We start from the raw sequence: 26051 nt of genomic DNA on the forward strand, positions 1-26051 counted from the left end.
TTTGTCCGCGACATCGAACAAATTTGCACAGTTATTTTCGAATCAGAACACTAGAATAGCCCCCATCTTTTTCGGAGCCTGAGCCCTTATGTCAGATTCGGTTGACACCCCCGGGCTGTCAGATTTACCGCTGGATGACTTGGTGGCCTGCCATGAGTGCGATCTGCTGATGCGCAAGCCCAAGCTTGCTCACGGCGAAAAAGCCCTCTGCCCACGTTGCGGCTATGAACTGTATGCCCATCGCCATAACGTGGTGCAGCGCAGTCTTGCCCTGGTCATTACGGCACTGTTGCTCTACGTGCCGGCGAACTTTTTACCCATCATGCAGCTCAATGTTCTCGGGCAATCGTCGCAGGACACTGTATGGAGCGGTGTTATCGGCCTGTTCAATACCGATATGCGTGGTATTTCAGTCGTCGTATTTCTGTGCAGCATGCTGATTCCACTGCTGAAACTGCTGTGTCAGTTGAGCGTGTTGCTGACGATTCGTTTCAACGTCGGTCGTAGCTACGGCCTGTTGCTCTACCGCATTTATCATCACCTCAGAGACTGGGGCATGCTAGAGGTCTACCTGATGGGCGTTCTGGTGGCGATTGTCAAACTGGCAGACATGGCAACCATCACCATCGGTCTCGGTCTGGCGTGTTTCATCGGTTTGTTGTTGGTTCAGGTCTGGCTGGAAGTGGTGATGTCCCCGCACCAGATCTGGCAGGCGTTATCAGGAGAAGATGCCCATGCGGGCGATTGATGCGGGCATTCTGATTTGCACCGAATGCCACGAATTGAACAGACAGAACCCGGACAGCCATGAGCAAACCTGCACCCGTTGTGGTGCATTGGTCCATGCCCGCCGCCCAAACAGTCTGGCCCGCACTTGGGCGCTATTGATTACGGCTGCCATCGTCTATATCCCGGCCAACGTTTTGCCGATCATGACGGTCAGCTCGCTGGGGCAGGGGGATCCGAGCACGATCATGTCCGGTGTCATACAACTGGTGCAGCACGGCATGATCCCGATTGCCGCCGTTGTATTCATCGCCAGTATCCTGGTGCCGACCTTCAAACTGGTGGGTATCGCGTTGCTGCTGTTTTCGGTGCAACGCCGCCAGCCGTTATCCGCCCGCCAGAGGATCTGGATGTACCGTTTCATCGAATTCATCGGCCGCTGGTCGATGCTGGATATTTTCGTGATCGCCATTCTGGTGGCGGTCGTCAACTTCGGCCGGCTTGCCAGTGTCGAAGCCAATCTTGGCGCCATCGCCTTCGCCACTGTGGTGATTCTGACGATGCTTGCCGCTGTCACTTTCGATCCCCGACTGATTTGGGATAACACGGAGTCGGACGCCGACCATGACTGATTTGCCTGTAGCGAAAACCCGACCGGCCTCGAACTGGTCTGCCATTTGGGTACTGCCGTTGATCGCCTTGATCATCGGTGGCTGGCTGGGATGGCGTGCCTATAACGAAACCGGCATTGAAATTCAGGTGCGCTTCGAAAGTGGTGAAGGCATTCAGGCCAACAAGACCGAAGTGGTCTACAAGGGCATGTCGGTCGGCAAGGTAAAATCCCTCAAGCTCGACGACGAGGGCGGCACCAAAGGCGTGATTGCCACCATCGAGATGAACAAGGACGTCGATCAATACCTGAAGACCAGTACCCGCTTCTGGCTGGTCAAACCGAGCGTAACCCTGGCCGGTATTACCGGCCTGGAAACCTTGGTGTCGGGTAACTATGTCGCGATCAGCCCGGGCGAAGGCGAACCGACCCGCAAGTTCAAGGCCCTGGCCGAAGAGCCGCCATTGTCGGACTCCAAGCCCGGCCTGCACCTGACAATCAAGGCTGACCGCCTCGGTTCGCTGAACCGTGGCAGCCCGGTGTTCTACAAACAGATCCAGGTCGGCCAGATCAAGAGTTACGTACTGTCGGAAGATCAGAGCACCGTCGAGCTCAAGGTGTTCATCGAGCCGACCTACGCCAAACTGGTACGCAAACATACGCGATTCTGGAACGCCAGCGGCATCAGCATCGACGCCAACCTGACCGGGGTGAAGGTACGCAGCGAGTCCCTGGCCAGCATCGTCGCGGGTGGTATCGCCTTCGCCACGCCAGAGAACCGCAAGGATAGCCCGCCCACCGATCCGAGCCTGCCGTTTCGCCTTTACGAAGATTTCGATGCGGCCGCAGCCGGTATCCGTGTGAAGGTCAAACTCAGCGATTTCGAAGGTCTGCAGGCCGGACGTACTCCGGTGATGTACAAGGGTATTCAGGTCGGTAACCTCAAAGCCCTGAAGATCGATCCGGATCTGTCCAGCGCCACCGCCGAACTGACCCTCGATCCATTGGCCGAAGAATATCTGGTCACCGGCACGCAATTCTGGGTGGTCAAACCTTCGATTTCCCTGGCTGGCATCACCGGTCTGGAAGCATTGGTAAAAGGTAACTACATCGCCGTGCGACCGGGCGACAAGGGCGGAGCGCCACAACGTGAGTTCGAGGCCCGGCCAAAAGCGCCGCCGCTGGATCTGAAGGCGCCGGGCCTGCACCTGGTGCTGTTCACCGACAGCCTCGGTTCGATCGAGGTCGGCAGTCCGATTCTCTACAAACAGGTCAAGGTCGGCTCGGTACAGAGTTATCAGTTCTCCAAGACCCGGAAGCAATTGGTAATCGGCGTCCACATCGAGAAGGAATACGAAAACCTGGTCAACGCCTCGACTCGTTTCTGGAATGTCAGCGGCATCACGCTGACCGGCGGTCTGACGGGGGGCATTCAGGTCAAGAGCGAGTCCTTGCAGACCCTGATGGCCGGCGGTATCGCCTTCGAGACGCCGCAAGCCAAGGCACCGTTGCAAAAGCGCATTCCGCGTTTCCGTCTGTTCGCCAACCATGACGAGGCCAATCAGAAAGGTGAGGTGGTGACTATCAAGGTGGACCGCGCCGATGGCCTGCGCAGCGGCACGCCGGTTCGCTTCAAGGGACTGGATGTCGGCAAGATCGAAAGCGTCGACCTGACCGATGACCTGCAATCGGTGATCCTCACTGCACGCATTACTGAAGTGCCGGAGAAGATTGCCCGGGTCGGCAGCCAGTTCTGGGTGGTCAAGCCGGAACTGGGGCTGATCAAGACCTCGAATCTGGAAACCCTCGTCACGGGGCAGTACATCGAAGTTCAGCCGGCAGCGAAGAGCCTCGGCCCGCAGAAGAACTTCGTGGCCTTGGCCAATCCGCCGGAAGTGAGCAAACAAGAGGCCGGCCTCAGTCTGGTATTGAGTGCTGCCCGTCGCGGCTCGCTGAAACCCGGTGTGCCGGTAACCTATCGCGAAATCACGGTGGGCAAAGTCACCGGCTACGAACTGGGCCAGACAGCGGATCGCGTTCTGGTGCACATCCTGATCGAGCCGAAATACGCGCCGCTGGTTCGCAGTGGCAGCCGCTTCTGGAACACCAGCGGTGTCGGCTTCGACATCGGCCTGTTCAATGGTCTGACCGTACGCACCGAGTCGCTTGAAACCGCGATTCAGGGCGGTATCGCCTTCGCCACACCGGATGGCGAGCGGATGGGCAACCCGGCTCGGGCGGAACAGACCTTCCCGCTGTTCGACAAGTTCGAAGACGAGTGGCTGACCTGGGCGCCGAAAATCCCCCTCGGCAAATAATCCCGCCCAATGAAAAGGGCCGCGATTCCATGGATCGCGGCCCTTTTTTGTGCCCGTCAGTTACGCATCAAACCTCATCCAGCTCCGGCTCGTCCGCTTCGACATTGAGGGTGGCCTTCACCACATCATGACGGCGGATGTACTTCCAGTCCGCCTCGTCAATGTAGATGCCGGCCGGACCGCTTCCGCCTTCCAGGTCGATGGCGACACTGGCGCAGACCTGCGGCTTCACGCTCGCCAGAATCGGCACGAAGCCCAGCTGCAGGCTGGTTTCCAGCAAAGCGGCCTGGTTTCTCTCGTCGATGTCGGCTGCCTCATCGAGGTAGTACGGCAGACGTACACGACCGGCGAGATCGCGGTCCATCAAGTGCAGCAACAAGTACATGTTGGTCAGCGCCTTGATGGTCATCGTGGTGCCGTTGGACGCCGCGCCATCGATATCGGTGTGAATCACCGGCTGGCCGTTGACCTTGGTGATCTCGAACGCCAGTTCGAACAGGTCCTTGAGACCGAGCTGGTTGTGGTTTGCCGCCACCAGCCGTGCCAGGTATTCCTTGGCCTCTTCGTTCTTGTTGTCCTGTTCTGCACTCTGGCTCAAGTCGAACACCGACAGGGTTTCGCCTTCTTTGTACTGACCGGCGCTGTGGATGATCTGGTCGATGTGCTTGAGCGCTTCCTTGTTTGGTGCCAGAACAATGCGGAAACTCTGCAGGTTGGACACCTGACGCTTGTTGATCTCGCGGTTGAACAGCGCCAGTTGGTGTTCGAGGCTGTCGTAATCGCTGCGGATGTTGCGCAGAGTCCGGGCGATATCGGTGACCGCCGCACGACGGGCCTTGCCCAGGGTCAGTGCTTCGTCGGTGCGGTGCGCGTAAGCGTTGATCAGCAGCGACAGGCGACGCTCCATGTCGTCTTCACTGTCGAACTTGGCCACGCCCTTGAGGCGTACCTGCGCGTACAGCGCTTCGATCTGGCCATCGGCACGCAGCAGGCCTTGCCAGCTGTCCTGATAGTCATTGAGCAGCGGCAGCAGGTTGTCCATGGAGTCGTCGACCGGATCCATGAACGGCGTACCGAACGGCAGGTCTGCCGGCAACAACTGGCGGCGACGCAAGGCATCGTCGAGGGTGCGTTGTTTGGCTTCCATGTCGGCGATCTGCCGGCCGACCAGCTGCAGCTTGGCCGACAGCTGCTGGACGCGCTCGGTGAACGCATCGCTGGAGCGCTTGAGTTCGTCCTGCGCCGCTTCCATCTGCGCCAGTTGCTCGAGCTTGTCGCCTTCTTCGGCGCTCAGGGTCTGGGTACGACGGAAGTCTTCCAGGGCTTTCTGCGCGTCCAGCACCTGCTGGTACAGTGCTTCGGTCTGGGTCTTGCTCGCGGCGCGGTCGGCGGCCACGGCTTGCTGGGTCTTGAGTTGCTTGAGTTCTTTTTCCAGACGCTCTTTCTGATCGCGCAACGCGGCACGGTCAGCCAGCGCTTGCAGGGCCGGCGGCTCGATGTGCGAGATGTCGATCGACAGGCCCGGCACTTCGAAACGCTCGCCCTTGAAGCCGTCGAGGATCAGTTCGACCGATTTGACCCATTCGCCATCCTCGTCGAGGGTGATGCCGTGCTCACCCAGCGGCAGGCTGAACAGCGCGCTGTTGAACAGACGCATCAGACGCTCGACGTCCTGTTGCGAAAACTCCTCGCGCAGGCGGGCGTAGCTGTTGTTGTCGGCGTGATCGAGTTGCTGCTTCACCGACTTCAGGCGTTTTTCCAGATCGCGAAGTCGCTCTTCGAGATCCTCGGCACTGAACTGACGGGACTGCGCCAGCGCACCGGCCAGTTCATCGTGAGCGTCCTTGGCGGCGAGCAGTTGCTGCTCCAGCACCTTCACGTCATCGATCAGGGCAAAGCGGTTCTTCAGCACCGACAACTCGCCGAGCCAGCGCTGAATGCCGGAGATTTCCCGTTCCAGTCGCATCAGTTCCTGGGTGCTGCCGCGCTGATCATTTTGCAGATCGTCCTGCTCGCGGCGGTAGTGTTCGGCCTGAATCGTCAGCTCTTCCTTGCGCGCCGTGGCGTAGTCTGACCAGGTGCCGAGCAGCGAGTCGAGCAGTGGCGACAGACGATGCAGCTTGCCGCGCAGCACGTCGCGATGTTTCACCCCGTTGGCCAAGGCTTCGACCAGCGGACCGGCGGCCACCAGCGAGTTGTAGTCCTGTTCCATGCGACGCACATCGCGGAAGGCTTCTTCGCACGCGGCGATGTAATCGACGCTGCCGGAACGCAGGCTGTGTTCGAAGGCATCGAGGAACAGCTGCTTGAGCTTGGCCGCAGTGATTTCGCGCATGTGCAGCAGGTTGATGAAGAGGGCTCGGAAGGTCTTCAGGCTCTGCTCGCTGGTGGAGCGCAGCGGGATCAGCGTCAGGTCCAGCGGGATCGACGTATGGCCGCCGACCAGCAGACGCCGCAGTTCATCCGGCTTGAGCTCGTAAGCCTTCAGGCCTTCCTTCTCAAGGTTGCTGAAGAGTTCTTTCTGACGCAGGCAGGTATCGTTTTTCTGGTAATGCGCCAGATCGAGCTGGCCGGCATAGGCGAAGAACTGGTGGCCGAAACCGCCGCCCGGGCCACGACCGACTACGCCGATCACATGTGGGCCATGGGGCAGATTCACTTCGACGAGGATGTAACTGGTGTCGGAAGCAAAGTAGAAGCGCCGGGACTGTTCCAGGCTGTATTTGCCGAAACTCATGTCCGACATGCGCGCCAGGATCGGGAACTGCAAGGCGTTGATCGAGGCGGATTTGCCGAGGTTGTTCGCGCCGTAGACCGACAGCGGCTCTTCCAGCGGGAACAGACCGAGGCTGTAGCCGGCCGTGTTCAAAAGGGCAAAGCGGCGGATGCCGTAGCGTTCCTGGCTCATGCATCGGACTCCTGTTCTTCGGCAATGGCGCGGGCCAGTGCCTCTTCTTCGCTTTCTTCTTCAAATTCCGATAAATCGAGCGGATCGTCGGTTTCCAGCAGTCGGGCTTCGGCTTCTTCGTCGATCAGCACCGGCGCAGGCAACGGCAGAACGCTGTGGACGCTGGCCGCCAGATCACGGTCCTGCTGCACCGACAGGCACACGTCGAGGAAACGGTGCATCGGCGGAAGGAAACGGTACACGCCGTTTTCTTCCCCGGCGAAACCGAGCTGGGTCATGCGGCGCATGATTTTTTCTTCCAGCTCATCAACGGTCTGCACTTCGGCCTGGATGAACAGGTCGCGGTATTTTTCCAGCAGCGAAGGCAATTCGTCGCGGCCAAGGCTACCGCCGTCCAGCACCGCAATCGGATCGCGGCCCTGGTCGGCCAGGTGCTCCACCAGGATGAAGGTGAACAGTGCCAGACGCTGGGCAGTCTTGTTCACCGCGGCTGCGGCCATCTCCGGTACGAAGTAATAGAAACCACGGGTGTCGCAGACCAGTTCGAAACCCAGGGCCTTGAACAGTGTGCGGTACTGGTCCTGGAAGTTGGACAGTTGCGCGTACAGTTCGGGGTCGCGACGGCTGACGTGGTAACCCTTGAACAGCTCGCGGAAGATCGGCGCGAGTTGAGACAGTTCGGAAAGATCAAGATGCATGTGGAGTGCTCGCAGAATCCTCGGCGGCAGGGTCGCGGGCCGAGAGCAGGGCGAAGGAGCGCAGGCTGACCCGGTGCTCGTGAGTGTGGTATTCGCGGCGTTCCAGACGCTCGCGCTTGAAGCGTTTTTCCCGCGACAGGCGCGAGAACCAGTAAAGCAATTCGTCGGTGGCGCCGTCCGGTTCCTGCTCCAGCAGCCAGGTCATCAGATCCGGCATCGGCAGGGACTCTTCGCAGCGGTCGACCATTTCCCGAACGGTGCGCGGCGCGCGTGGAGCATCGCCGGTCTTTTGCGATTTGTGCGCCTTGGGGAAGCGTGCCGGTTTCGGCTCGAATCGGGCCAGAGCGTAGACGTAGGCTTCAACCTGACTGGCGCTGCCGAGGAAGGTGCTTTGCGGGCGGGTGAACAGCGGCATCGCGGCTTGCGGCACGGCGTCGATGCCTTTGCGGCGGATCGCTGCCAGAGCGAGGGCCGCGCCACGGGTGACGGCGTTGTGCCGACGCGCTTCCTCACGCAGCGGCAGCAGCAGTTCCCGGGCGTGACGCAGGGTCAACTGGGCGCTGGTCTGCATTTCGAGGATGCGCGCGTGGGTGCGCAGCAGCATGTCGTCATCGACCAGATGGCCGAGGCGCTGCTGTTCGCTGAGCATTTTCAACAGCACGGTTTCGACCTTGCGCACGCCTTGTTCGAAGGCGCCGTCGGCGTTCACCAGGTCGATCATGGGTTCGACGTATTCGTCCCAGGTCGCCAGTACTTCGGCATAGCGCTGGCGCAGGGGGATCTGCCGGTCGCTGGTCTTGGCTCGTTCGGCCACCGCCACCAGTGCCTGCTCGTCGTTGTCGAGCTTCTTCAGGACGTCGCGCACGCGCATGTCGAGCAGGCGCAACTGGCGTGCCAGATCATTGCCGTCGCGGACGTCGAACGCATCCTGGATATAACCGGCCAGACGCTCGAGGTGACGCAGGTAGGCCTCGATCTCCAGACACAGGCCCAGCCGGTGCTCCCGGCGCAGATAGGCGAGGAAGTCGTGGATTTGCGCATTGAGTTCGAAACGGTTCGGGCTTTTCGCCACGGGCACCAGAATGTCGAGGCGAATCCACACGTCGAGCAGGCTGGTGATGTCCTGCGGTGTGCTTTCCAGTTGTTGGGCGGCCAGTTGCGTGCGCAGTTCGTTGAGGCTCAGGGTGCCCTGGTCGAAGTGCTCGCACAGTGGCTCCAGAAGTGCCCAGTGTTCAGCGAGGGCGCGCAAGACGCGCTTGGGTTCGATCATCGGAATGGCCGGCTGGTTGGCGATTAAAAGCCGCGATTGTACTGCATCACGGGCGATGCGATTCACTCTCGGGACGGGCTGTCGCTTTTTATGAGGTGAAGAGCGGTGGTCAAGACTATCGATCAAGCGCAAGCGATCTTGAGCGAAGGGCGGTAGAATCAGCGCACTTCAGTTATCCACAAGTGGCCGACCCTTGCTAATCGAGTCCCGCCGCCGCGCCTATTTGAACGCCATGCAGGTGGTCAACTGGCTGCCGCGCACCGAATTGCCCTTCGCCGCACCATCGCGGCCCGAGCTCCTGGAGCTTGCGGAACCGGAGCCCGAGGTTTTGCTGCCCGTGGCGCCGGCGCACGAAGCCGTCGCGCCAGCGCAGCCGGTCGCGCGCGTGGTCGAGCGGCCGAAGATCGAGGTCCCGCGACCGACACCGGCCAGCGGCCGCCCTGCCGCCAAGCCGGTGGACGAAGCCGAAGAAGTGCCGGTGGTCGCACGTCCAGCGCCGGTGCCGCCACCGCGTTTCGCCCTGCAATTGCTGCGCGCCGGTCGTTGTCTGTTGCTGGTGGAATTGCCCACCGGCGAATCGTTCCAGAGCCGGGATCCTGCCTATCTGCTGCTCAAGGACATGCTGCGGGCCGCCGGTCTGCCGGATGCGCCGCAGATCGTCGGCGATCCGGTGCGTTGGCCACTGCTGGTGCGCGGCACCATGGATCAGGGGCCTGAGGCGGCCCGGGATTTCGTTCAGGGTTTCCTTTCGGTGCAAATGGAGACGTCACCGTGTGCCTGCCTCTGGTTGATCGGTCTGCCGGCGGTGCGCTTTGCCGGTGAGAAGGACGCCGAGGCGTTCAACAGTGAATGGCAGATCGAAGGTCTTGGCCTGGCCTGGGCCTTGCCGGGACTGGAATTGTTGATGGAAGAGCCACAGCGCAAAGCCGCGGTGTGGCAAGCCATGCGTCGGCTGATGGCGCGCTGGAAAGAAGCGAATGAGTGATGCTGTAACCTTCCGTCCGATGGTCGAAGCCGATCTGGACGCTGTGCTGAAAATCGAATACGCGGCCTACAGCCATCCCTGGACTCGCGGGATTTTTCTCGACGGGCTGGGCAAATACCAGATCTGGCTGATGTTCGAAGGCGAGCAGCAGGTCGGCCACGGCGTGGTGCAGATCATTCTGGATGAGGCACACCTGCTGAACATTACGGTCAAACCGGAAAACCAGGGACGAGGCCTCGGGCTGACTTTGCTCCAGTTCCTGATGTCCCGTGCCTATGCCGCGGATGCCCGCGAATGTTTCCTGGAAGTGCGCGACAGCAACGCATCGGCGTTTCGCTTGTACGAGCGCTACGGTTTCAATGAAATCGGCCGTCGCCGCGATTACTACCCGGCGGTGGGTGGACGTGAAGATGCGGTGGTCATGGCCTGTACCCTGGTTGAGTGACCGCCGATAGAAGCTGCTTCACTTGAGGCAGCTTCGAAGGAATCCTTCAGCGTTTGCCGTCAATCGGATCGCGCCGCGCCAGTTCCGCTTCATCCAGGCCATCTGCGCCGCCAATGTTTTCCTCATCGACAATGCTCAAGTCCCAATCCGCCTGATTGCCCGCCCCCGGCTCATCCGCATCGCGCGCGCCGTCTTCGCGGATCAGAGTTTCCGGACTCAAGTCATCGTCGGTCGGCTCGTGATCTGCCACCGAGGCGCCGGTCATGCCGGCTTCACGCACCCGTTCACGGGGGATGCGTCGTTCGCGCTCGCGATCCGGCAGTTCATCGCCGATCTTCGCGCTGGGTTGTTCGTCGTCGAAATCCAGCTCATGCACCGACCCCATGCGGTCTTCGTTGTCATCGATGGGCTCCGGTTGTACCGCGTCGAAGGGGCGTCGTGAATCAGTCATGGCAAATCCTCATACTGTGGGCCTTACTGAGGTGGACTCACCGGGCTCCCGAGAATTCCAACGAAATCACTTGCGGTCCTTCCGTGACCCCGACGGACGGTCGTCTGTCAAACCAGCGCATCTTTCTTGAGGCCTTACAGCATGCATGACTTACAAGACCTGATTGATAACAACGAGCGTTGGGCTGACGCAATCACCAAGGAAGACCCGGATTTCTTCGCCAAGCTGGCCCGTCAACAGACGCCTGAATACCTGTGGATCGGCTGCTCCGATGCGCGGGTTCCGGCCAATGAAATTGTGGGCATGCTGCCGGGCGATCTGTTCGTGCACCGCAATGTGGCCAACGTGGTGCTGCACACCGACCTCAACTGTCTGTCGGTGATCCAGTACGCCGTGGATGTGCTCAAGGTCAAACACATTCTGGTCACCGGGCACTACGGTTGCGGTGGCGTGCGTGCGTCGATGCAGGATCGCCAGTTCGGCCTGATCGATGGCTGGCTGCGGTCGATCCGTGATCTGTATTACGAAAAACGAGAAGAACTCGCCAGACTGCCGACCGAAGAAGAGCAGGTCGACCGACTGTGCGAGCTTAACGTTATCCAGCAAGTGGCCAACGTCGCCCACACCAGCATCATCCAGAATGCCTGGCATCGCGGGCAGAGCCTGTCGGTCCATGGCTGCATTTACGGGATCAAGGACGGTCGCTGGAAAAGCCTGAACACGACCATCAGCGGTTTTGAGCAATTGCCGCCGCAGTACCGCTTGCGCCCGGTCGGCGCACCGTAAACCGCCAGTCAGCGCACGCCCTGGCGGAGCCAGTTCTTTAAATAGTGCTGGCCTTCAATGCTGGGCGGTTCGTCGTAACCGGTGATCCAGCCGCGACAATGAGCTGATCCGCAACCGCAGGCGAACTGCTTGAGCAGTTTGTCTTCGGTGGCGGTGAAATCCATGGTCAGTCGCTCGCCCGGCTGAATGTCCCGCAGGGCCCACAGCCACAATTCGGTCATGTCGATGAACACGTTCGGGTCGCAGGAGTGTTCGAGCAACCCGCAGAAACGTGGATCGTAAATATGGATGCCGGCCTGCAATTGCCGGGTCTGACGGCCGCGGTAGGGCAACAACTGGCCCGAGATCCTGCACATGCGGGTGATACGCAGGAATTCCCGGCGTGCGACGATTGCGCAAGGTTTCCCTCTGTCGTCGTGAATCACTTCGAAGTCGGCATGCGCAGGGAATCCGAGGCGCACGGGAAGCGCCATGAATGGGTAGATCCCCTCGGTATTGCGCGATGAACGCGGGTAAAGCGCGTGCGTATTCATAACGTTCCCTGTCAGCCGGGTGCTGCTACATCAGCGGGGCGAACTCCTTTCGACCCCCTGCAACACATTGGATCCAATGTTCACTTATATGAGATAGCAGATCTACTGTCATATCTGACAGGCGTTAAAGACGCTTCCCCGCGTCAGCCAAGGCTGACACGGGGAGACGGTATTGCACATCAAATATGCGGAGCAGGCTCTGCGGTGTCCGGCAACGGACTCTGAAGCTGTTGCAACTGGGCCTTGATCGGCGGGGTGGCGCACTTGGCAGCGGCCTGTTCGGCGGTCAGGTTGCGGATCGAGGTGTAGAACAACTCACACGTCTTGACCTTCTGTGTCACCTGCCAGGTCTGGGTGCAGCCGTTCAGCAGGCTTTTCGGATCGGTGCCCGGTTTGCTGCCCATCCCCGCCTGCCAGCAGGCGGCGCTCAGGTCCTGGCCCATCACCTTCAAACCGGCCGCATCGGCCTTGGCCTGGGCATCGTCGCCGGTATAGCTCTTGGGATCGGCGGCGTACCAGATGTAGCTCGGGTGGTTGGAGCCCAGTACCGGCACGTTAACACCGGTGCTCGGGGTGATGGTTGCCAGGCCGAGCACGTTCACGGTCGGTCCGTATTGCTGTTTGATCCAGTTACGCACCGGTGCACCGAAGGCCACCATCGGCAGGGTAGCACCGCTGGCGCTGACGCTGACCTGTTTGACCATGGTGGTCTGGTAGTCCTTGAAGTAGCCGTAGACGCCCTCGAGATCGCTGCCGGCGCTGGCAGGCGCGGCGATTGGCGCGATGTCGACGATGGTCTGATAGGCCGGCGTCTGGTCGGCCGGGATACCGTTGTCGGTCAACAGCGCGGCCCAGCGATCGGTGGTGTTGGAGCGCAGGTAGTCCTGAGCCTGGGTCAGTGAGTAATCCGGCGGGAAGTGCAGCAGTTCGACGCTTTTACGGTTTTCCAGCGCCATGCCCAGCGGCAGGAACAGATACCAGCTGTACGCCCATTTGCCATCGGCGTTGAGTTTGCTGGCGCCGGTATAGGCCAGGTCGCCGGCATCCAGCAGCGCGGTCAGCGGTTTATCGTAGCCTTTTGGCACGCCGCTGATCTCGACATGGATCTGATCGTTGTCATTCTTTACCAGCACCTTGGCGCCGGTGTAGCCATCGCGCTGCACGCTCTGGCTCAGATAGTGGGCGACGGTCTGCTCAAGCGTCCAGTTGCGAAAGCAGATCACGCTGCAATTGTTGGGATAAGCGAAGAGGCGGGTGACGCGTTCGGTGCTGCCCAGTTTCAGGTCGACATCGGCGTGGGCGGCTGCGCTCAACGTGAGCGCAGCAAGGGTGAGTCCTGCGAGTTTGAACATGCTCAGATCCTTTTCAGCGTGGGTTCCCCGTTGTTCGGGTGCGTCACATATTGGATCAGCCGCGTGATGGCGAGAAGCCGTCAGCCACGGTTTTTTGAGCCGGGTCGCCGGGCTCGTCCTCAGACCTTGAAACGCAGGGCGTTGGTCAAGTCCCCCATGGGTTTCTGGCCCCGGCCGATCATCGCATCGTCGCGCTGTTTGATACCTGCCAATGTCTCCAGCTGGAAAACCCGGGTAATCAGACGCAGGATCGAGGCGGTGTCATAGACCGTGTGATCCACCGTGCCCTTGCGGGCAAACGGTGACACGACCAGCGCCGGCACCCGTGACCCCGGCCCCCAGCGGTCGCCCTTGGGCGGCGCGACGTGGTCCCACCAGCCGCCGTTTTCATCGACGGTCACGATGACCACCATGTTTTTCCACTGTGGACTTTCCCGCAGCACTTTCAACGCGCGGACGATGTGCCGATCTCCGGAGGCCACGTCGGCGTAACCGGCATGCATGTTCAGGTTGCCCTGAGGCTTGTAGAACGTCACGGCAGGCAGTTTGCCGGCTTCGGCATCGGCGAAGAATTTGTTGGTACTGGACTCATCACCCAGACCGGCGTCGCGCAGACGCTTGCTGCGCTCTTCTGGATGCTCCGGGCCTTGCTGCTGGAAGTAATTGAACGGCTGATGGTGATACTGGAAGTTGGGGATTTTCGGAATCCCGCCGGAATCCTTGAACTGATCCAGCGTCGCCTGCCAGGCACCGGCATACCACGCCCAGTCGATGTTCTTCTTCGACAGTTTGTCACCGATGTGTTCGTGGGTCTGGGGCACCAGGACGTTCGGCAGATCGGCCTTGGAATAGGCCGGGCGTTCCGGGTCGCGGATCCACGTCGGCCAATAGGGCGGGGCGAGGGTGTTGACCCCGTAACCGTCCGGGGTCAGCGCGCTCGGGCCGAACTGTGGCGGACCCGTCATGGCGCTGGCCGGCGATTGTTCCAGAGGCTTGAGGCGCGGGTCGGCCGGGTCATCGCTTTGCAGCGCGGCGATCTGGCTTCTGGCGACCGAGTTGGCGACGTTCGGGTAGAACGGCGCGGTGGCGCTGATCAGGTATTGATGGTTGAGAAACGAACCGCCGAATGCACCCTGGAAGAAGTTGTCGCACAGCACGAACTCTCGAGCCACGTCCCACAGGCGCAGGGAATAGCGGCTCTGGGCATAGTGCCCCATGGTCAGGCCGCCGGAGTCGGCCCAGGCGACGAAACCGTCGTTCTTGCCGCCGTTGATCTGCATCTGATTCTGATAGAACACATGCCACAGATCTCGAGTGACCAGGCCCAACGGCAGGTCCTCGGCATTCGGGCCTTTCAGAGCGAAAGGTGCGTTCGGCAGGTTTTCCTGAAACTGCACGGCGTTGGGATAGGTCACGCCATCGAGTGTCTGCGGGCCGATCTGCAACACACCGCCCCAGGCCGGCGGCAGGGTCTGCAGCAGACTGCCGTCGCGGTCGCGTTGTTGGTATTCCTCGGGCTTGAGTGCCGACAACGGCTTCTCGACTCCGGGGAAATCACCGAACAAGTTATTGAAACTCCGGTTTTCGGCGTAAATCACCACGACGGTCTTCACCTGTTCGCGCAGAGCCTTGTCCAGCTCGGCAGGCGAAAGCGGACGCTCCTCGGGTTTACCCGGCTGACCACCGGCATTCCCGCACCCGGCCAGTGTGGCGCCCACACCCAACACGGCGACACCGCCGAGAAAACGGCGGCGGCTGGTGTCGGTGGGGTTGTCGGATTCTGGCGAGGAGGGATCTTTGCCGTGTGTGTCGTCGTTCATGTACAAGTCCGTTTATGCTTAATTGTTTCAGTATGTTTCTGGCGGACGCTAGCAAGGGAATGTGACGGTTGGGTGACATTTTCAGGTCGCAGAAACAAATGAGGGAGCCAATACGCTAGCCCCCTCAAGAGAATTACGCCTTAGCATGACTCCGCGTCACGGCATCACCGGCGGCGTATACGCCAGCGTCGTCCCCAACGCCCACAGCAACAGCAGTACCAGCGGTGTGTGCACCAGCAGTTGCACGAAGGAGAAGCCGATCAGGTCCCGCGCCTTCAATCCCAGCACGCCCAGCAGCGGCAGCATGTAAAACGGGTTGATCAGGTTTGGCAGCGCCTCGGCGGCGTTGTAGATCTGCACGGCCCAGCCCAGGTGGTATTTCAGGTCGGTAGCCACTTGCATCACGTACGGCGCCTCGATGATCCACTTGCCGCCCCCGGACGGAATGAAGAAACCGAGAATCGCCGAGTACACCCCCATCAGCAGCGCATAGGTGTCGTGGGACGCGATGCTGACGAAAAACGTCGAGATGTGGTGAGCCAGAGTCTGGGCGTCAGTGCCCTTGACCGTGGTCATCAGCGCCGCGATCGAGCCGTACAGCGGGAACTGGATCAGCACGCCGGTGGTGGTCGGCACCGCTCGCGCCACCGCATCGAGGAAACTGCGCGGACGCCAGTGCAGCAGTGCACCGAGCATGATGAACAGGAAGTTGTAGGTGTTGAGCCCGGAAATCGCGGTGATCGCCGGTTTGGTCGAGAACTCGTGGAACAGCCATCCGGCCGCCAGCAGCACCAGCACGATGATCAGCAGCGGACTGTGCTCCAACCATTCGCCCGGGCGGGTGCGCGGTTGCAGCGGCGGCAGGTTGAACGCCGGGTCGATGCCGCAGGCCTGGGCGTCGCGCGCCGAATTCGGGCCGGGCGCAGTGGCGTAGGCGATGATGATCGAGATCACCACCAGTGCCAGCAACATCACCCCGGACTGCCAGAGGAAAATCGTCTGGGTGAACGGAATCACGCCAGTGATCGACAGGATCGACGGTGGCAGGCTGGCGGGGTTGGCCTGCAATTGTGCGGCGGACGACGACAGACCCAGTGCCCACACGGCGCCAAGACCCAGATAAGCCGCGGCTCCGGCGGCGCGGTAATCCATTTTCAGATCGCTGCGGCGGGCGAGGGCGCGCACCAGCAAGCCGCCGAACACCAGCGACAGGCCCCAGTTGAGCAACGATGCGACCATCGAAATCAGCGCGACCCAGGCCACGGCAGAGCGGCCGTTCTTCGGGATTCGCGCCAGACGATCGATCAGCTTTACGGCGGGCGGTGAACTGGCGACGACATAACCGCCGATTACCACGAAGGCCATTTGCATGGTGAAGGGGATCAGGCTCCAGAAGCCGTCACCGAAGGCCATGGCGGCATCGGTGGGTCTGGCGCCCATGGCCAGGGTGGCCAAGGCCACGATGATCACGGCGAGCGCGGCGAACACCCAGGAGTCGGGAAACCAGCGTTCGGCAAAACTGGAGCAGCGCAAGGCAAAGCGCGCAGAGCGGCTATCTTCGATATCAACGGCCACGGGAGTACCTCGGATTTTTATGTTTATTGTGGTCTTCGGGGCTTGGCCAGCCCGTCTGGACAGGTGCCAACAGTAAATCAACCGGCGGATTTTTGTGACCGTGTTTCACTGAATCAGACTTTGGTCTAACGGGTTGTCCATCGAGGCATTTGCGTAGACCATGGGCGCCTTGGTTTTTTGCCTGCCAGAGTGCTTTGCCATGACTGCCCATTCCACTGTCCGACCGGCGCCGTTCAGCCGTTCCGACTACAAGACCCTTGGCCTTGCGGCCCTGGGCGGGGCGCTGGAGATCTACGATTTCATCATTTTCGTATTCTTCGCCCTGACACTCAGCCAGCTGTTTTTCCCGCCGGAAATGCCCGAGTGGCTGCGCCTGCTGCAAAGCTTCGGGATTTTTGTCACCGGTTATCTGGCGCGGCCGCTGGGCGGAATCCTGATGGCGCATTTTGCCGACCGCCTGGGGCGCAAGAAGGTCTTCAGCCTGAGCATCCTGATGATGGCGCTGCCGTGCCTGCTGATCGGGATCATGCCGACCTACGCGCAGATCGGCTATTTCGCACCGCTGTTGCTGCTGGCACTGCGCATCCTGCAAGGTGCGGCGGTTGGCGGTGAAGTGCCGAGCGCTTGGGTGTTCGTGGCCGAGCACGCGCCGGTCGGGCATCGCGGTTATGCGTTGGGCTTTCTCCAGGCCGGGCTGACCTTCGGTTACCTGATAGGCGCGCTGACCGCGACTGCTCTGGCGCAGGTTTTCACGCCTGCCGAAGTGCTCGATTACGCGTGGCGCTATCCGTTCCTGCTGGGTGGCGTATTCGGTGTGATCGGGGTGTGGCTGCGGCGCTGGCTGAGCGAGACTCCGGTGTTCATGGCCATGGAAGCGCAGCGTCAGGCCAGGGTCGAACTGCCGTTGCGCACGGTGTTGCGCGAGCATCGCCTGGCGATGCTGCCGGCCATGATCCTGACCTGTGTGTTGACTTCCGCGGTGGTGGTGTTTGTGGTCATCACCCCGACCATGATGCAAAAAACCTTCGGCATGACCGCCGGCCATACCTTTGCCCTGAGTGCGCTGGGTATCGTTTTCCTGAACATCGGCTGCGTGGTTGCGGGGCACCTGGTGGACCGCATCGGCGCCTGGCGCACGGTGATGCTGTATAGCCTGCTGCTGCCGTTGGGGATCGGCGTGCTTTACAGCTGTCTGATCAGCGGCGGGGATTGGGTCGGTCTCGCCTACGCCATCGCCGGATTGGGCTGTGGAGTGGTCGGTGCGGTGCCATCCGTCATGGTCAGCCTGTTTCCGGCACGGATTCGCGTGTCGGGCATTTCCTTCACCTACAACATCGCATACGCCGCGTGGGCCAGTGTCACACCGTTGCTGCTGATCGGTCTGATGCCGTGGAGCCCGTGGATCTGCGTGATGTTCTGCACGGTGATGGGGGCCGTGGGCATTGCCAGTGCGGCATATTTCGGCTCGCGGATGCCGCGTGCAGGGCATTGTCGGGTGGCTGGAACCGCCTGATTTTTCGAGGCGCAATTATTTTTGTAGGACAAGGCCCGAACGCACTTCAGAAAAGATTTCCAAGGCCGATGGTTAGGCTGTAACCCGCTTTCCATCCAGTCCATCGGTGCTTTCCCATGTTCAACAAACGCCTCAAGCAAGAGCTGGCGGCTCTTCGTGAAGAACTCTCCAGCCTTCTGCAAGTGAAGGAGAGTCTGGAAAGCGAGATGCTGGTACTGACCCTTGAGCCCGACGGGCGGATTCAATCGGTCAACCAGAACTTCCTCAACGAAATGCTCTACAAGAGCCACGACCTGATCGGCCGTGCCATCGAAGACATCGTGCCGGCCCATGTCAAATCCGACGAGTTTCATCACCGCTTTCGGGCCGCGCTGAGCCGGGGTGAACACTTTGCCGGCGCCGTGCGTCTGTTGCGTGGAAATGGCGAGGAAGCATGGTTGCGTTCGATTGCTCAGCCGATTCGTTCGTCGGACGGACGCATCAAGCATTTCTCGATTTTCTCCAGCGATCTGACCCGCACCATTGAAGCCTCCCGCGAGCACGAAAACCTGATAGGCGCACTGGTGCGCTCGACGGCCGTCATCGAATTCGATCTCAATGGCACCGTGCTGAACGCCAACGACCGGTTCCTCCAAGGCATGGGTTACAGCCTGGCGCAGATCAAAGGCAAACATCACCGCATGTTCTGCGAGCCGGGTGAGGCCAACAGCGCCGAGTATCAGAATTTCTGGCGTCGCTTGAACAACGGCGAATTCGTGGCCGGCCGTTTCAAGCGAATCGACAGTCATGGGCGGGAAGTCTGGCTGGAGGCTTCCTACAACCCGGTGCTCGACGCCAATGAAAAGCTCTACAAAGTGGTGAAGTTCGCCACCGTGATCACCGATCAGGTCAATCAGGAGCAAGCGGTCGCCGAGGCTGCCAACATTGCCTACAGCACCTCCTTGCAAACCGACAGCACCGCCCAGCGCGGAACTCGCGTAGTCACCGAGGCGGTCAATGTGATGCGCGACCTGTCGCGGCACATGCAGACTGCCGGCGAAGGCATCGAGGCGCTGAACGAGCAGTCGCAAGTGATCGGCACCATCGTCAAGACCATCAGTGGCATTGCTGAACAGACCAACCTGCTGGCACTCAACGCAGCCATTGAAGCCGCACGAGCAGGTGAGCAGGGGCGCGGTTTTGCGGTGGTGGCCGACGAAGTGCGGCAACTGGCTTCACGCACCAGCCAGGCGACCGAGGAAATCGTCGGCGTGGTCCGTCAGAACCAGGACATGGCGCGCAACGCCGTGGCGCTGATGACCGACGGCAAGCTCCAGGCCGAGCAAGGGCTGGCGCTGGCGGCGGAAGCGGGCACGGTGATCGTCGAGATCCAGGATGGCGCACAGAAGGTGGTGGACGCGGTCGGCCAGTTCGCCAACCAGTTGTCGAGCTGATATCTGCCAGTCGAAGGGATTGTCCAGGGCAATCCCTTCGCCGTTTTTATCTCGCTACAATCGGCTCTTTTCCCGGAGCAGATCCCATGAGCGAATCCTTTCGTCGCCCGGTTCCCCTGAACAAAGCCTACCGATTGCTCAATCACGGGCCGACCGTGCTGGTCAGCGCCACTCACGACGGGCAGCGCAACATCATGGCTGCGGCCTGGGCCATGCCGCTGGATTTCGAACCGCCGAAAGTCGCGGTGGTGCTGGACAAATCCACCTGGACCCGGCAGTTGCTCGAGGCGTCGGGCACCTTTGTTCTCAACGTACCGTGCGTGAATCAGGCTGACATCGTGCAGACCGTCGGTTCGACTTCGGGTCTGGAAATCAATCGTGATCAAGGGCAGGACAAGTTCCAGGCCTATGGCCTGCAGACCTTCGCCGGCGAGCAGGTCGAGGCACCGATGCTCGACGGTTGCGTAGCGTGGCTCGAATGCCGGTTGCTGCCGGAGCCGCGCAATCATGAACAGTACGATCTGTTTCTGGCTGAGGTGATCGCGGCGCAGGCGGACTCGCGAGTCTTCAGTGATGGGCGCTGGCATTTTGAAGGGCATGACGGCTTGCGTACTCTGCACCATGTGGCCGGTGGGCACTTCCTGACGATTGGTGATCCGATCGATGGCAAGACGCTTTCGGTCTGATGGCAAAACAACGCTGGATGTTGCAAGGTCGGGGGCATTGTCTGATTCATCAGGCGCCTGCCCCTTAACCGACATGACCATTGGCCATGCAAAAAAGGCTTACCTCTCGGTAAGCCTTTTTCAGTTGGCGAAAGGGATTTCAGTCCCCCAACGCTTCTCCTTCACGCCGCGGATCCGCCCCCCCGGCCAGTGTTGCCTTTCCTTGCGCATCCTTGACCCGCATGATGGCCTGGGTGCCGCTGGTCATGTCGATTTCGCTCACGGTGTGGCCCTTGTCTTTGAGCGCCTGGATCAATGTCGGGCTGAACTGGCCCTGTTCCAGTTCCGTCGGGCCATTGCGGCTGCCGAAGTTGGGCAGGCTGATGGCGCTTTGCGGGTCGAGGTTCCAATCGAGCAGGCCGACGGTGGTCTTGGCCACGTATTCGATGATCTGCGAGCCGCCGGGCGAGCCGACAGTGGCGACGAACTCGCCGCTGTTACGATCGAAGATCAGGGTCGGTGCCATCGATGAACGCGGGCGTTTGCCGGGCTCCACGCGGTTGGCGACTTTCTGTCCGTTTTCTTCGGGGATGAACGAGAAGTCGGTCATCTGGTTGTTGAGCAAAAAGCCCTGAACCATCAGGTGCGAGCCGAATGCCGCTTCGATGGTGGTGGTCATCGACACCGCGCCACCGAAGTCATCCACGGCCACCACTTGCGAGGTGGAGATGCGCAGCGGCGAGTGATCCGGTGCGTAGGCAACCTGCACTCCCGGAGGTGTACCGGGCTTCGCGGTATTCATGCTGCGGTCTCCGATCAGGCTGGCGCGACTGGCCAGATAGCCCGGGTCGACCAGACCTTTGACCGGTACCGGTACGAAGTCGGTATCGGCGACATATTGCGCGCGGTCGGCATACGCCAGGCGTTCGGCTTCGGCGATCAGGTGGACGGCTTGCGGTACCGGTTCGAGGCCGGCCGGTTTATCGGTTTTCACGGGTTTGAGCGGTGTCAGGGACAGGCGCGGGTCGCGGGTTTCCAGCGCCTGCAGGGTGCCGAGGATCTGCGCCACCGCAATTCCGCCCGAGGACGGCGGCGGCATCCCGCAAACCTGCCAGCGTTTGTAATCGGTACACAGCGGTGCGCGCTCCCTGGCCTGATACTGCTGAAGGTCGTTCAACGACAGGCTGCCGGGGTTGTTGTGGCCCTGCACTTTGGCCACGATCTCTTCGGCGATCGGGCCTTTGTAAAGTGCATCTGCACCTTCGCTGGCGATGCGTTTGAGCACGGCGGCCAACGCCGGGTTTTGCAAGCGCGTACCGATGGCTTTGACGCTGCCGTCGCTGTTGAGGAAATACTTGGCCATGTCTGGTGAGCGGTGCACCACAGGGTCAGACTCCAGCAGCGAATGCAGCCGAGGCGAGATCGCAAAGCCCTGTTCCGCCAGTTTGATTGCCGGTTCGAACAGCGTTGCCCACGGCAAGCGGCCATGTTGTTTGTGCGCCATCTCCAGCGCCCGCATCACACCCGGTGTGCCGACGGAGCGTCCACCGATCTGCGCCTGCGTAAAAGGCATCGGTTTTCCATCTGCCTGCAGGAACAGCTTTTCGGTGGCACCGGCCGGTGCTGTTTCGCGACCATCGTAAGTGCGCACCTGTTTGCCGTCCCACAGCACGATCATCGCGCCACCGCCGATCCCGGAGGATTGCGGCTCGACCAGGGTCAGCACGGCTTGCATCGCAATTGCCGCATCGATGGCCGATCCACCTTTACGCAACATCTCGCGACCGGCCTCGGCGGCCAATGGATTTGCAGCAGCGGCCATGTGTTTTTCGGCATGGCTTGTTTGCAGGCCGGAGCGGTAACCGGAGGCGGCTTCCGGTGCCAGCGGCAGGGTCGAAGAGGGTGGGGCGTTGCAGGCGGTGAGGGTGAGGGCGCTGACGATCAGAGTCAGCACCGGCAGGCGAAAGCGGCTCAGGGGCAGGGCTGGAAACACGCGGGGCACTCCGTCCGTGGGATAAAAGTCTGACGGACTGTATCGGCCGACCGTGCAGGACGCAAACCGTCGGTATGTTTGTCCTTCATGCCTTGGCAAATTTTCTGTAGGGTCAGAGGCAAGCGAGAAGCCAGAACAATCAACAAGAGGCCAGCATGCACAGCGAGTTACCGACCCACTCCAGCTACCGCCAGCAGCGCGACCAGTTTCTTGCCGCCGCCACCGCGGCCGGTTCGACACTCACCTCCTACGCCCATCCGCGTTGCGGACCGTTCGGCGAGCCGTTGAGTACCGATGTGGCGGTGCTGGGGGATCCGCAAGCCAAACGACGTCTGGTGGCGCTCAGCGGCACCCACGGGGTGGAGGGCTATTACGGTTCGGAATGTCAGATCGACTGGCTGACGCATTTCACGCCGGGGTCGCTGCCGAAGGACGTCGCGGTGGTAATGATCCACCTGATCAACCCGTGGGGCACGGCATGGCTGCGGCGAGTCAACGAAGACAACATTGACCTCAATCGCAATCATCTGGATTTCAGCCAGCCCCTGCCGGACAACCAGGCCTACGCCGCGCTGCACGAGATTTACGCCTGCACCGATTTGAACGGTCCCGAGCGTTTAAAGGCCGATACCTTGCTGGATGCGCAAATCGCCGAGCACGGCTGGCCGGCGGTGATGTCGATTGTCGAGGGCGGTCAGCACAGCCATCCCGACGGTATGTTTTTCGGAGGCTTTGCTCCGAGCTGGTCGAATCGCACGCTGCATCAGATCATCGAGAATCATCTGGCCGGCGCTGAAACCGTAATGTGTTTCGACCTGCACACCGGCGCCGGCGAGTACGGCCATCCGATGCTGCTGACGATCACCCGGGCGCCGTATCCGGCGTTGGTCAAAGCGCAGTCGATCTATGGCCCATGGCTCTATACGCTGCACACCGGTGCCGAAACCTTGAGCGAAACCGGTGTTGCGGCGACCGCCACCGGGTACACCTCGCAGGCGCTGCTCGATGCGCTGCCGGGAGTGCAGTTGATGCCGTTCGTGATCGAGTGCGGGACTTATCCGGGGCCGGATGTGCATCGCTACTTGCGCGATGATCACTGGCTGCATCTGCACGGCGATCCGCTGGATGCGACCGGGCGGGCGATCAAGTTGAACCTGCTGGAGCAGTTCTATCCGGCGGATCCGGACTGGCGGGCGATGGTGGGATTGCGCACGCGGCAGATATGGGCGAAGGGGCTCAGGGCTTTAGCGGGCGAGGGATAAACAAACGGCTTGCCTTTCGGTAAGCCGCTTTTGCTGCCTGGTGGTGCGCAGCGGTTTTGATTATGGATGCCGGAGGGTTACTGCTTGAATCCTGGCAGCCCGTTTGCGTAGATAAGGTCCATCTAGCTCGGATGCCCAACGATCTCGTTGAAGTGCAGCAATAGAATATCTGCACGGTCATCTGTCGGTGCTTTGTCTTCCCTTCTGATCTCGTCAATGACAAAGCGTTGAGTCATTACTGACCTTTGAACCCAGGCAGGCCCTGTGCAGCTCGCCATTCTTTCACAATCTGCGTGCCCCCCCGAGGAGAGCTATCCGCGCCTGTCTCCGGGTAATAGATCACATCGGATCCGGCCGGGTGTTCGCTGATTTTCTCGAAGTGCAGCAGTAGCAAATCAGCCCGACCATCGTCTTCGGCTTCTTCATCTTCTTTAACGAGTTCTTCCAACTACGCAACGACCCTGGTCTCTGTGTACTCCGAAATGCTGCTTTTCAGTAGATGGTCTTTCGTGGCTGGCCTATTCGTTCCGGTGGATATCGATGTGGTTTCGAGGCGTATTTACTCGTAGATTATCAACGTCGTAGACGTCGCCACCCTCGGATACTTTTTCGAGATGATGAAGCTCGTAAGATCTTCTGCCGCCGACACTATCGGCTTTGAACTCCCGAACATCCGCCTTCAGCCAGCAGTGTCTGGTGCCCATCCTGAAGCTCTCGGGCAGCCAGGCGACTCCACGGCTCAGGCCCTGGCGGACCGCAGCCTCTGTGCGACCGAGCATCTTGCTCAGACCCGCTACGAACACAACTTCGCACTCATCGTCCATATGCGCTCCTGACCCGGGCTTGGTCACTGCGCGCCTTGTGCTTTTAGTCGGGCAAAACCTTGATTGATGTGCCCGGCGTTTTCGCCGAGCGTCTGCAGGGTGGTCCGAATGTTGTCACCAACGTCGGTATGCCCTTGGCTTTCGACAATTCAGGTCAGCTTCATTGGCGCTGCCTCTAGAGCCAGCCGGTTGGGATACATGCGCTCCAGGACATCTGGGAGAGAGTATTCAGGGGGGGCATCGGTTCGATTCCATTCGAGAAAATGAAGGCGTAGCAGCGCTGGTTAGGTCGAGGCATGAAACAAACTGCTCACTGCTCACTGCTCACTGCTCACTGCTCACTGCTCACTGCTCACTGCTCACTCGTCGACGAGCGTTTCGAGTGGCTGGAAGTGCTCGATGCCTGGGGGGGGGTATAGCCATTGTTTAAGCGATGCCCAAGGGGTTGTGTATAGCCGGAAATTTCCGATGAGGTAACGGGCTGGTGTTCACATAATTCTCACCCGAGCAAAGCTATGATACTCGCCTGTACGTAAGCCGTTTGATCGGGCGACCCTGTTATGAATCTGAGTGTTCTATACGCTTTGGCTGCTGCAGCGTTGTTTGGCGCAAGCACGCCGCTCGCCAAGCTCTTGGGTGTGGAAACTCCCCCCATCCTGTTGGCAGGACTGCTTTATCTGGGCAGTGGTGTAGGCCTGACCATCGTTCGTTTTACTCGCGATAAATGCTGGCAACGGCCTGGACTTACAACAGGAGAATGGCCCTGGCTGATGGGGGCCATCGTGTTTGGAGGTGTGCTTGCGCCTGTGGCCCTCATGTTCGGCCTGACTCGGACAACGGGAGCGACCGCGTCACTGATGCTCAATCTTGAATCAGTGCTCACTGCAGTGCTGGCATGGGTCGTGTTCAAGGAGAACGCTGATCGCCGGATTGTCATCGGCATGATCGCTATTGTTTTGGGAGGGGTCATTCTGTCATGGCCGCAAGAGACGGCGACGGCTCATGATTGGGCTGGACCGCTGGCCGTGGCTTTTGCTTGTCTTTTTTGGGCCATCGACAATAACCTGACCCGCAAAGTCTCTGCCTCAGATGCGCTTTTTATCGCCGGCAGCAAAGGCCTGGCGGCGGGGGTAGTCAACTGCTGCTTGGCATTGGCTGTTGGGGCGCAGCTACCCGCAGTGGCCACGCTAGCGCCAATCGTGCTGGTAGGGTTTCTCGGGTATGGCGTGAGTTTGGTGTTGTTCGTTCTCGCCCTTCGCGGGCTTGGGAGTGCTCGTACCGGCGCGTACTTTTCCACTGCTCCTTTCTTGGGCGCGGTCATCTCGATCATGATCCTGGGGGAGTCGGTATCGCTGATGTTCTTGCTCGCTGCCGCATTGATGGTCATAGGTGTCTGGATTCACTTGATGGAAAACCATGCTCACGAGCACCAACATGATCCCGTCAAACACAGCCATCGGCATACTCATGACGAACATCACCAGCATGAACACGACTTTGAGTGGGACGGCTCTGAGCCACACAGCCACCAGCATCAACATACGCCGATTAAACACAGTCACGCCCATTTCCCCGACGTTCATCATCGGCACAAACACTGACTGGACTGAATAAGTCACGCACACAGTGTTGATTCCTACACAGAGTGTCGTCCGGCTGCCAGAGGAAACCGCTGAAATACCCTGGCAACCTGAGTGGCAACCAAGTCACGGGTATTCGTGCCGATTGTAAGAGCGGAGGTGGTCACTGATGCTGGTCACCGTACTTGGTCACTATCTCCCGTATCAGCCTGAAATGTTCTGGGCCGCGGATACCAGAACGGATACCGGGTGCGGACGGTAACCAAACGAGGTGGTTACCACTGGTGGTTACCACGCGCGATGT

The 26051-nt window shown here is 60.4% G+C and carries 20 protein-coding genes and 3 pseudogenes; 12 read left to right on the forward strand and 11 right to left on the reverse strand.

Annotated elements, in window-relative coordinates; all coding sequences use genetic code 11:
* Window positions 1-88 precede the first annotated feature (88 nt).
* The 3 genes from ACK6BI_RS22500 to ACK6BI_RS22510 are packed head-to-tail and all read left to right on the forward strand — an operon-like array spanning window position 89 to window position 3654.
* Window positions 89-748, forward strand: a complete 660-nt coding sequence (locus ACK6BI_RS22500; RefSeq protein ID WP_409318786.1) for a paraquat-inducible protein A — start codon at window positions 89-91, stop codon at window positions 746-748.
* Window positions 735-1358, forward strand: a complete 624-nt coding sequence (locus tag ACK6BI_RS22505; protein WP_409318787.1) for a paraquat-inducible protein A — start codon at window positions 735-737, stop codon at window positions 1356-1358. Before ACK6BI_RS22500 ends, ACK6BI_RS22505 begins: the two co-directional genes overlap by 14 nt.
* On the forward strand, window positions 1351-3654 hold the full coding sequence (locus ACK6BI_RS22510; protein ID WP_409318788.1) for an MlaD family protein: 2304 nt from the start codon (window positions 1351-1353) through the stop codon (window positions 3652-3654). Before ACK6BI_RS22505 ends, ACK6BI_RS22510 begins: the two co-directional genes overlap by 8 nt.
* Before the next feature lie 67 nt (window positions 3655-3721).
* Here the strand turns inward: ACK6BI_RS22510 and mksF are convergent, their stop codons facing one another.
* Genes mksF through mksB form a run of 3 tightly spaced genes read right to left on the reverse strand, consistent with a single transcriptional unit; the run spans window position 3722 to window position 8530 of the window.
* A complete protein-coding gene (gene mksF, locus ACK6BI_RS22515; RefSeq protein WP_409318789.1) occupies window positions 3722-6562 on the reverse strand; it encodes an Mks condensin complex protein MksF in 2841 nt (946 codons plus the stop codon).
* Window positions 6559-7260 (reverse strand): Mks condensin complex protein MksE, encoded by a 702-nt coding sequence (gene mksE, locus ACK6BI_RS22520; RefSeq protein ID WP_409318790.1) that lies wholly within the window; start codon window positions 7258-7260, stop codon window positions 6559-6561. Before mksE ends, mksF begins: the two co-directional genes overlap by 4 nt.
* Window positions 7250-8530 (reverse strand): Mks condensin complex protein MksB, encoded by a 1281-nt coding sequence (mksB, locus tag ACK6BI_RS22525; protein WP_176704497.1) that lies wholly within the window; start codon window positions 8528-8530, stop codon window positions 7250-7252. The genes mksE and mksB overlap by 11 nt, the downstream gene beginning before the upstream one ends.
* 232 nt (window positions 8531-8762) lie before the next feature.
* On the opposite strand from mksB, the gene ACK6BI_RS22530 reads away from it, so the two are divergent.
* Both ACK6BI_RS22530 and rimI read left to right on the forward strand, forming a co-directional pair.
* A complete protein-coding gene (locus ACK6BI_RS22530) occupies window positions 8763-9515 on the forward strand; it encodes an energy transducer TonB (RefSeq protein ID WP_409318850.1) in 753 nt (250 codons plus the stop codon).
* Window positions 9508-9960 carry a ribosomal protein S18-alanine N-acetyltransferase gene (rimI, locus tag ACK6BI_RS22535; RefSeq protein WP_065261174.1) on the forward strand — a complete coding sequence of 151 codons (453 nt, stop codon included), beginning with the start codon at window positions 9508-9510 and terminating at the stop codon, window positions 9958-9960. The genes ACK6BI_RS22530 and rimI overlap by 8 nt, the downstream gene beginning before the upstream one ends.
* Window positions 9961-10006: 46 nt before the next feature.
* On the opposite strand, the gene ACK6BI_RS22540 is transcribed toward rimI, so the two are convergent.
* Window positions 10007-10411 (reverse strand): serine kinase/phosphatase, encoded by a 405-nt coding sequence (locus tag ACK6BI_RS22540; protein WP_065261175.1) that lies wholly within the window; start codon window positions 10409-10411, stop codon window positions 10007-10009.
* Window positions 10412-10552: 141 nt separating this feature from the next.
* Between ACK6BI_RS22540 and can the strand changes: the two genes are divergently transcribed.
* Window positions 10553-11197 (forward strand): carbonate dehydratase, encoded by a 645-nt coding sequence (can, locus tag ACK6BI_RS22545; RefSeq protein ID WP_065261176.1) that lies wholly within the window; start codon window positions 10553-10555, stop codon window positions 11195-11197.
* Between the two features lie 8 nt (window positions 11198-11205).
* Here can and ACK6BI_RS22550 read toward each other — a convergent pair whose 3' ends face one another.
* From ACK6BI_RS22550 to ACK6BI_RS22565, 4 genes are all read right to left on the reverse strand, one after another.
* Window positions 11206-11730, reverse strand: a complete 525-nt coding sequence (locus tag ACK6BI_RS22550) for an SET domain-containing protein-lysine N-methyltransferase (protein WP_409318791.1) — start codon at window positions 11728-11730, stop codon at window positions 11206-11208.
* Window positions 11731-11909: 179 nt separating this feature from the next.
* The gene (locus ACK6BI_RS22555; RefSeq protein ID WP_409318792.1) at window positions 11910-13082 is read right to left on the reverse strand and encodes a hypothetical protein; all 1173 of its coding nucleotides are present in this window, start codon (window positions 13080-13082) and stop codon (window positions 11910-11912) included.
* Window positions 13083-13201: 119 nt separating this feature from the next.
* Window positions 13202-14902, reverse strand: a complete 1701-nt coding sequence (gene acpA, locus ACK6BI_RS22560; protein ID WP_409318793.1) for an acid phosphatase — start codon at window positions 14900-14902, stop codon at window positions 13202-13204.
* Between the two features lie 156 nt (window positions 14903-15058).
* Window positions 15059-16477, reverse strand: a complete 1419-nt coding sequence (locus ACK6BI_RS22565; protein ID WP_065261181.1) for a short-chain fatty acid transporter — start codon at window positions 16475-16477, stop codon at window positions 15059-15061.
* Between the two features lie 199 nt (window positions 16478-16676).
* Here ACK6BI_RS22565 and ACK6BI_RS22570 point away from each other — a divergent pair, with 199 nt between their 5' ends.
* From ACK6BI_RS22570 to ACK6BI_RS22585, 4 genes and pseudogenes are all read left to right on the forward strand, one after another.
* Window positions 16677-17990: an MFS transporter gene (locus ACK6BI_RS22570; RefSeq protein WP_409318794.1), complete on the forward strand. Its 1314-nt coding sequence runs from the start codon at window positions 16677-16679 to the stop codon at window positions 17988-17990.
* A gap of 206 nt (window positions 17991-18196) precedes the next feature.
* A pseudogene (locus ACK6BI_RS22575) lies at window positions 18197-18883 on the forward strand (PAS domain-containing protein); the annotation flags it as partial.
* Window positions 18884-18991: 108 nt separating this feature from the next.
* Window positions 18992-19423, forward strand: a pseudogene (locus ACK6BI_RS22580) (methyl-accepting chemotaxis protein); the annotation flags it as partial.
* A gap of 86 nt (window positions 19424-19509) precedes the next feature.
* The gene (locus ACK6BI_RS22585) at window positions 19510-20109 is read left to right on the forward strand and encodes a flavin reductase family protein (RefSeq protein ID WP_409318795.1); all 600 of its coding nucleotides are present in this window, start codon (window positions 19510-19512) and stop codon (window positions 20107-20109) included.
* A 139-nt stretch (window positions 20110-20248) separates the two neighbouring features.
* On the opposite strand, the gene ggt is transcribed toward ACK6BI_RS22585, so the two are convergent.
* Window positions 20249-22081 carry a gamma-glutamyltransferase gene (gene ggt, locus ACK6BI_RS22590; protein ID WP_409318796.1) on the reverse strand — a complete coding sequence of 611 codons (1833 nt, stop codon included), beginning with the start codon at window positions 22079-22081 and terminating at the stop codon, window positions 20249-20251.
* A 155-nt stretch (window positions 22082-22236) separates the two neighbouring features.
* Between ggt and ACK6BI_RS22595 the strand changes: the two genes are divergently transcribed.
* A complete protein-coding gene (locus ACK6BI_RS22595) occupies window positions 22237-23343 on the forward strand; it encodes a M14 family metallopeptidase (RefSeq protein WP_409318797.1) in 1107 nt (368 codons plus the stop codon).
* 235 nt (window positions 23344-23578) lie between these two features.
* Here the strand turns inward: ACK6BI_RS22595 and ACK6BI_RS22600 are convergent, their stop codons facing one another.
* Together ACK6BI_RS22600 and ACK6BI_RS22605 are read right to left on the reverse strand one after the other, a co-directional pair.
* Window positions 23579-23791, reverse strand: a complete 213-nt coding sequence (locus ACK6BI_RS22600; protein WP_409318798.1) for a bacteriocin immunity protein — start codon at window positions 23789-23791, stop codon at window positions 23579-23581.
* A gap of 70 nt (window positions 23792-23861) precedes the next feature.
* A pseudogene (locus ACK6BI_RS22605) lies at window positions 23862-24002 on the reverse strand (pyocin); the annotation flags it as partial.
* A 725-nt stretch (window positions 24003-24727) separates the two neighbouring features.
* Here ACK6BI_RS22605 and ACK6BI_RS22610 point away from each other — a divergent pair.
* Complete coding sequence (locus ACK6BI_RS22610; RefSeq protein ID WP_409318799.1) at window positions 24728-25768, forward strand: DMT family transporter; 1041 nt, start codon at window positions 24728-24730, stop codon at window positions 25766-25768.
* Window positions 25769-26051 lie beyond the last annotated feature (283 nt).

Origin of the sequence: Pseudomonas sp. KCJK9016 (genome assembly GCF_046231795.1) — a bacterium.
Taxonomy (GTDB): domain Bacteria; phylum Pseudomonadota; class Gammaproteobacteria; order Pseudomonadales; family Pseudomonadaceae; genus Aquipseudomonas; species Aquipseudomonas bananamidigenes.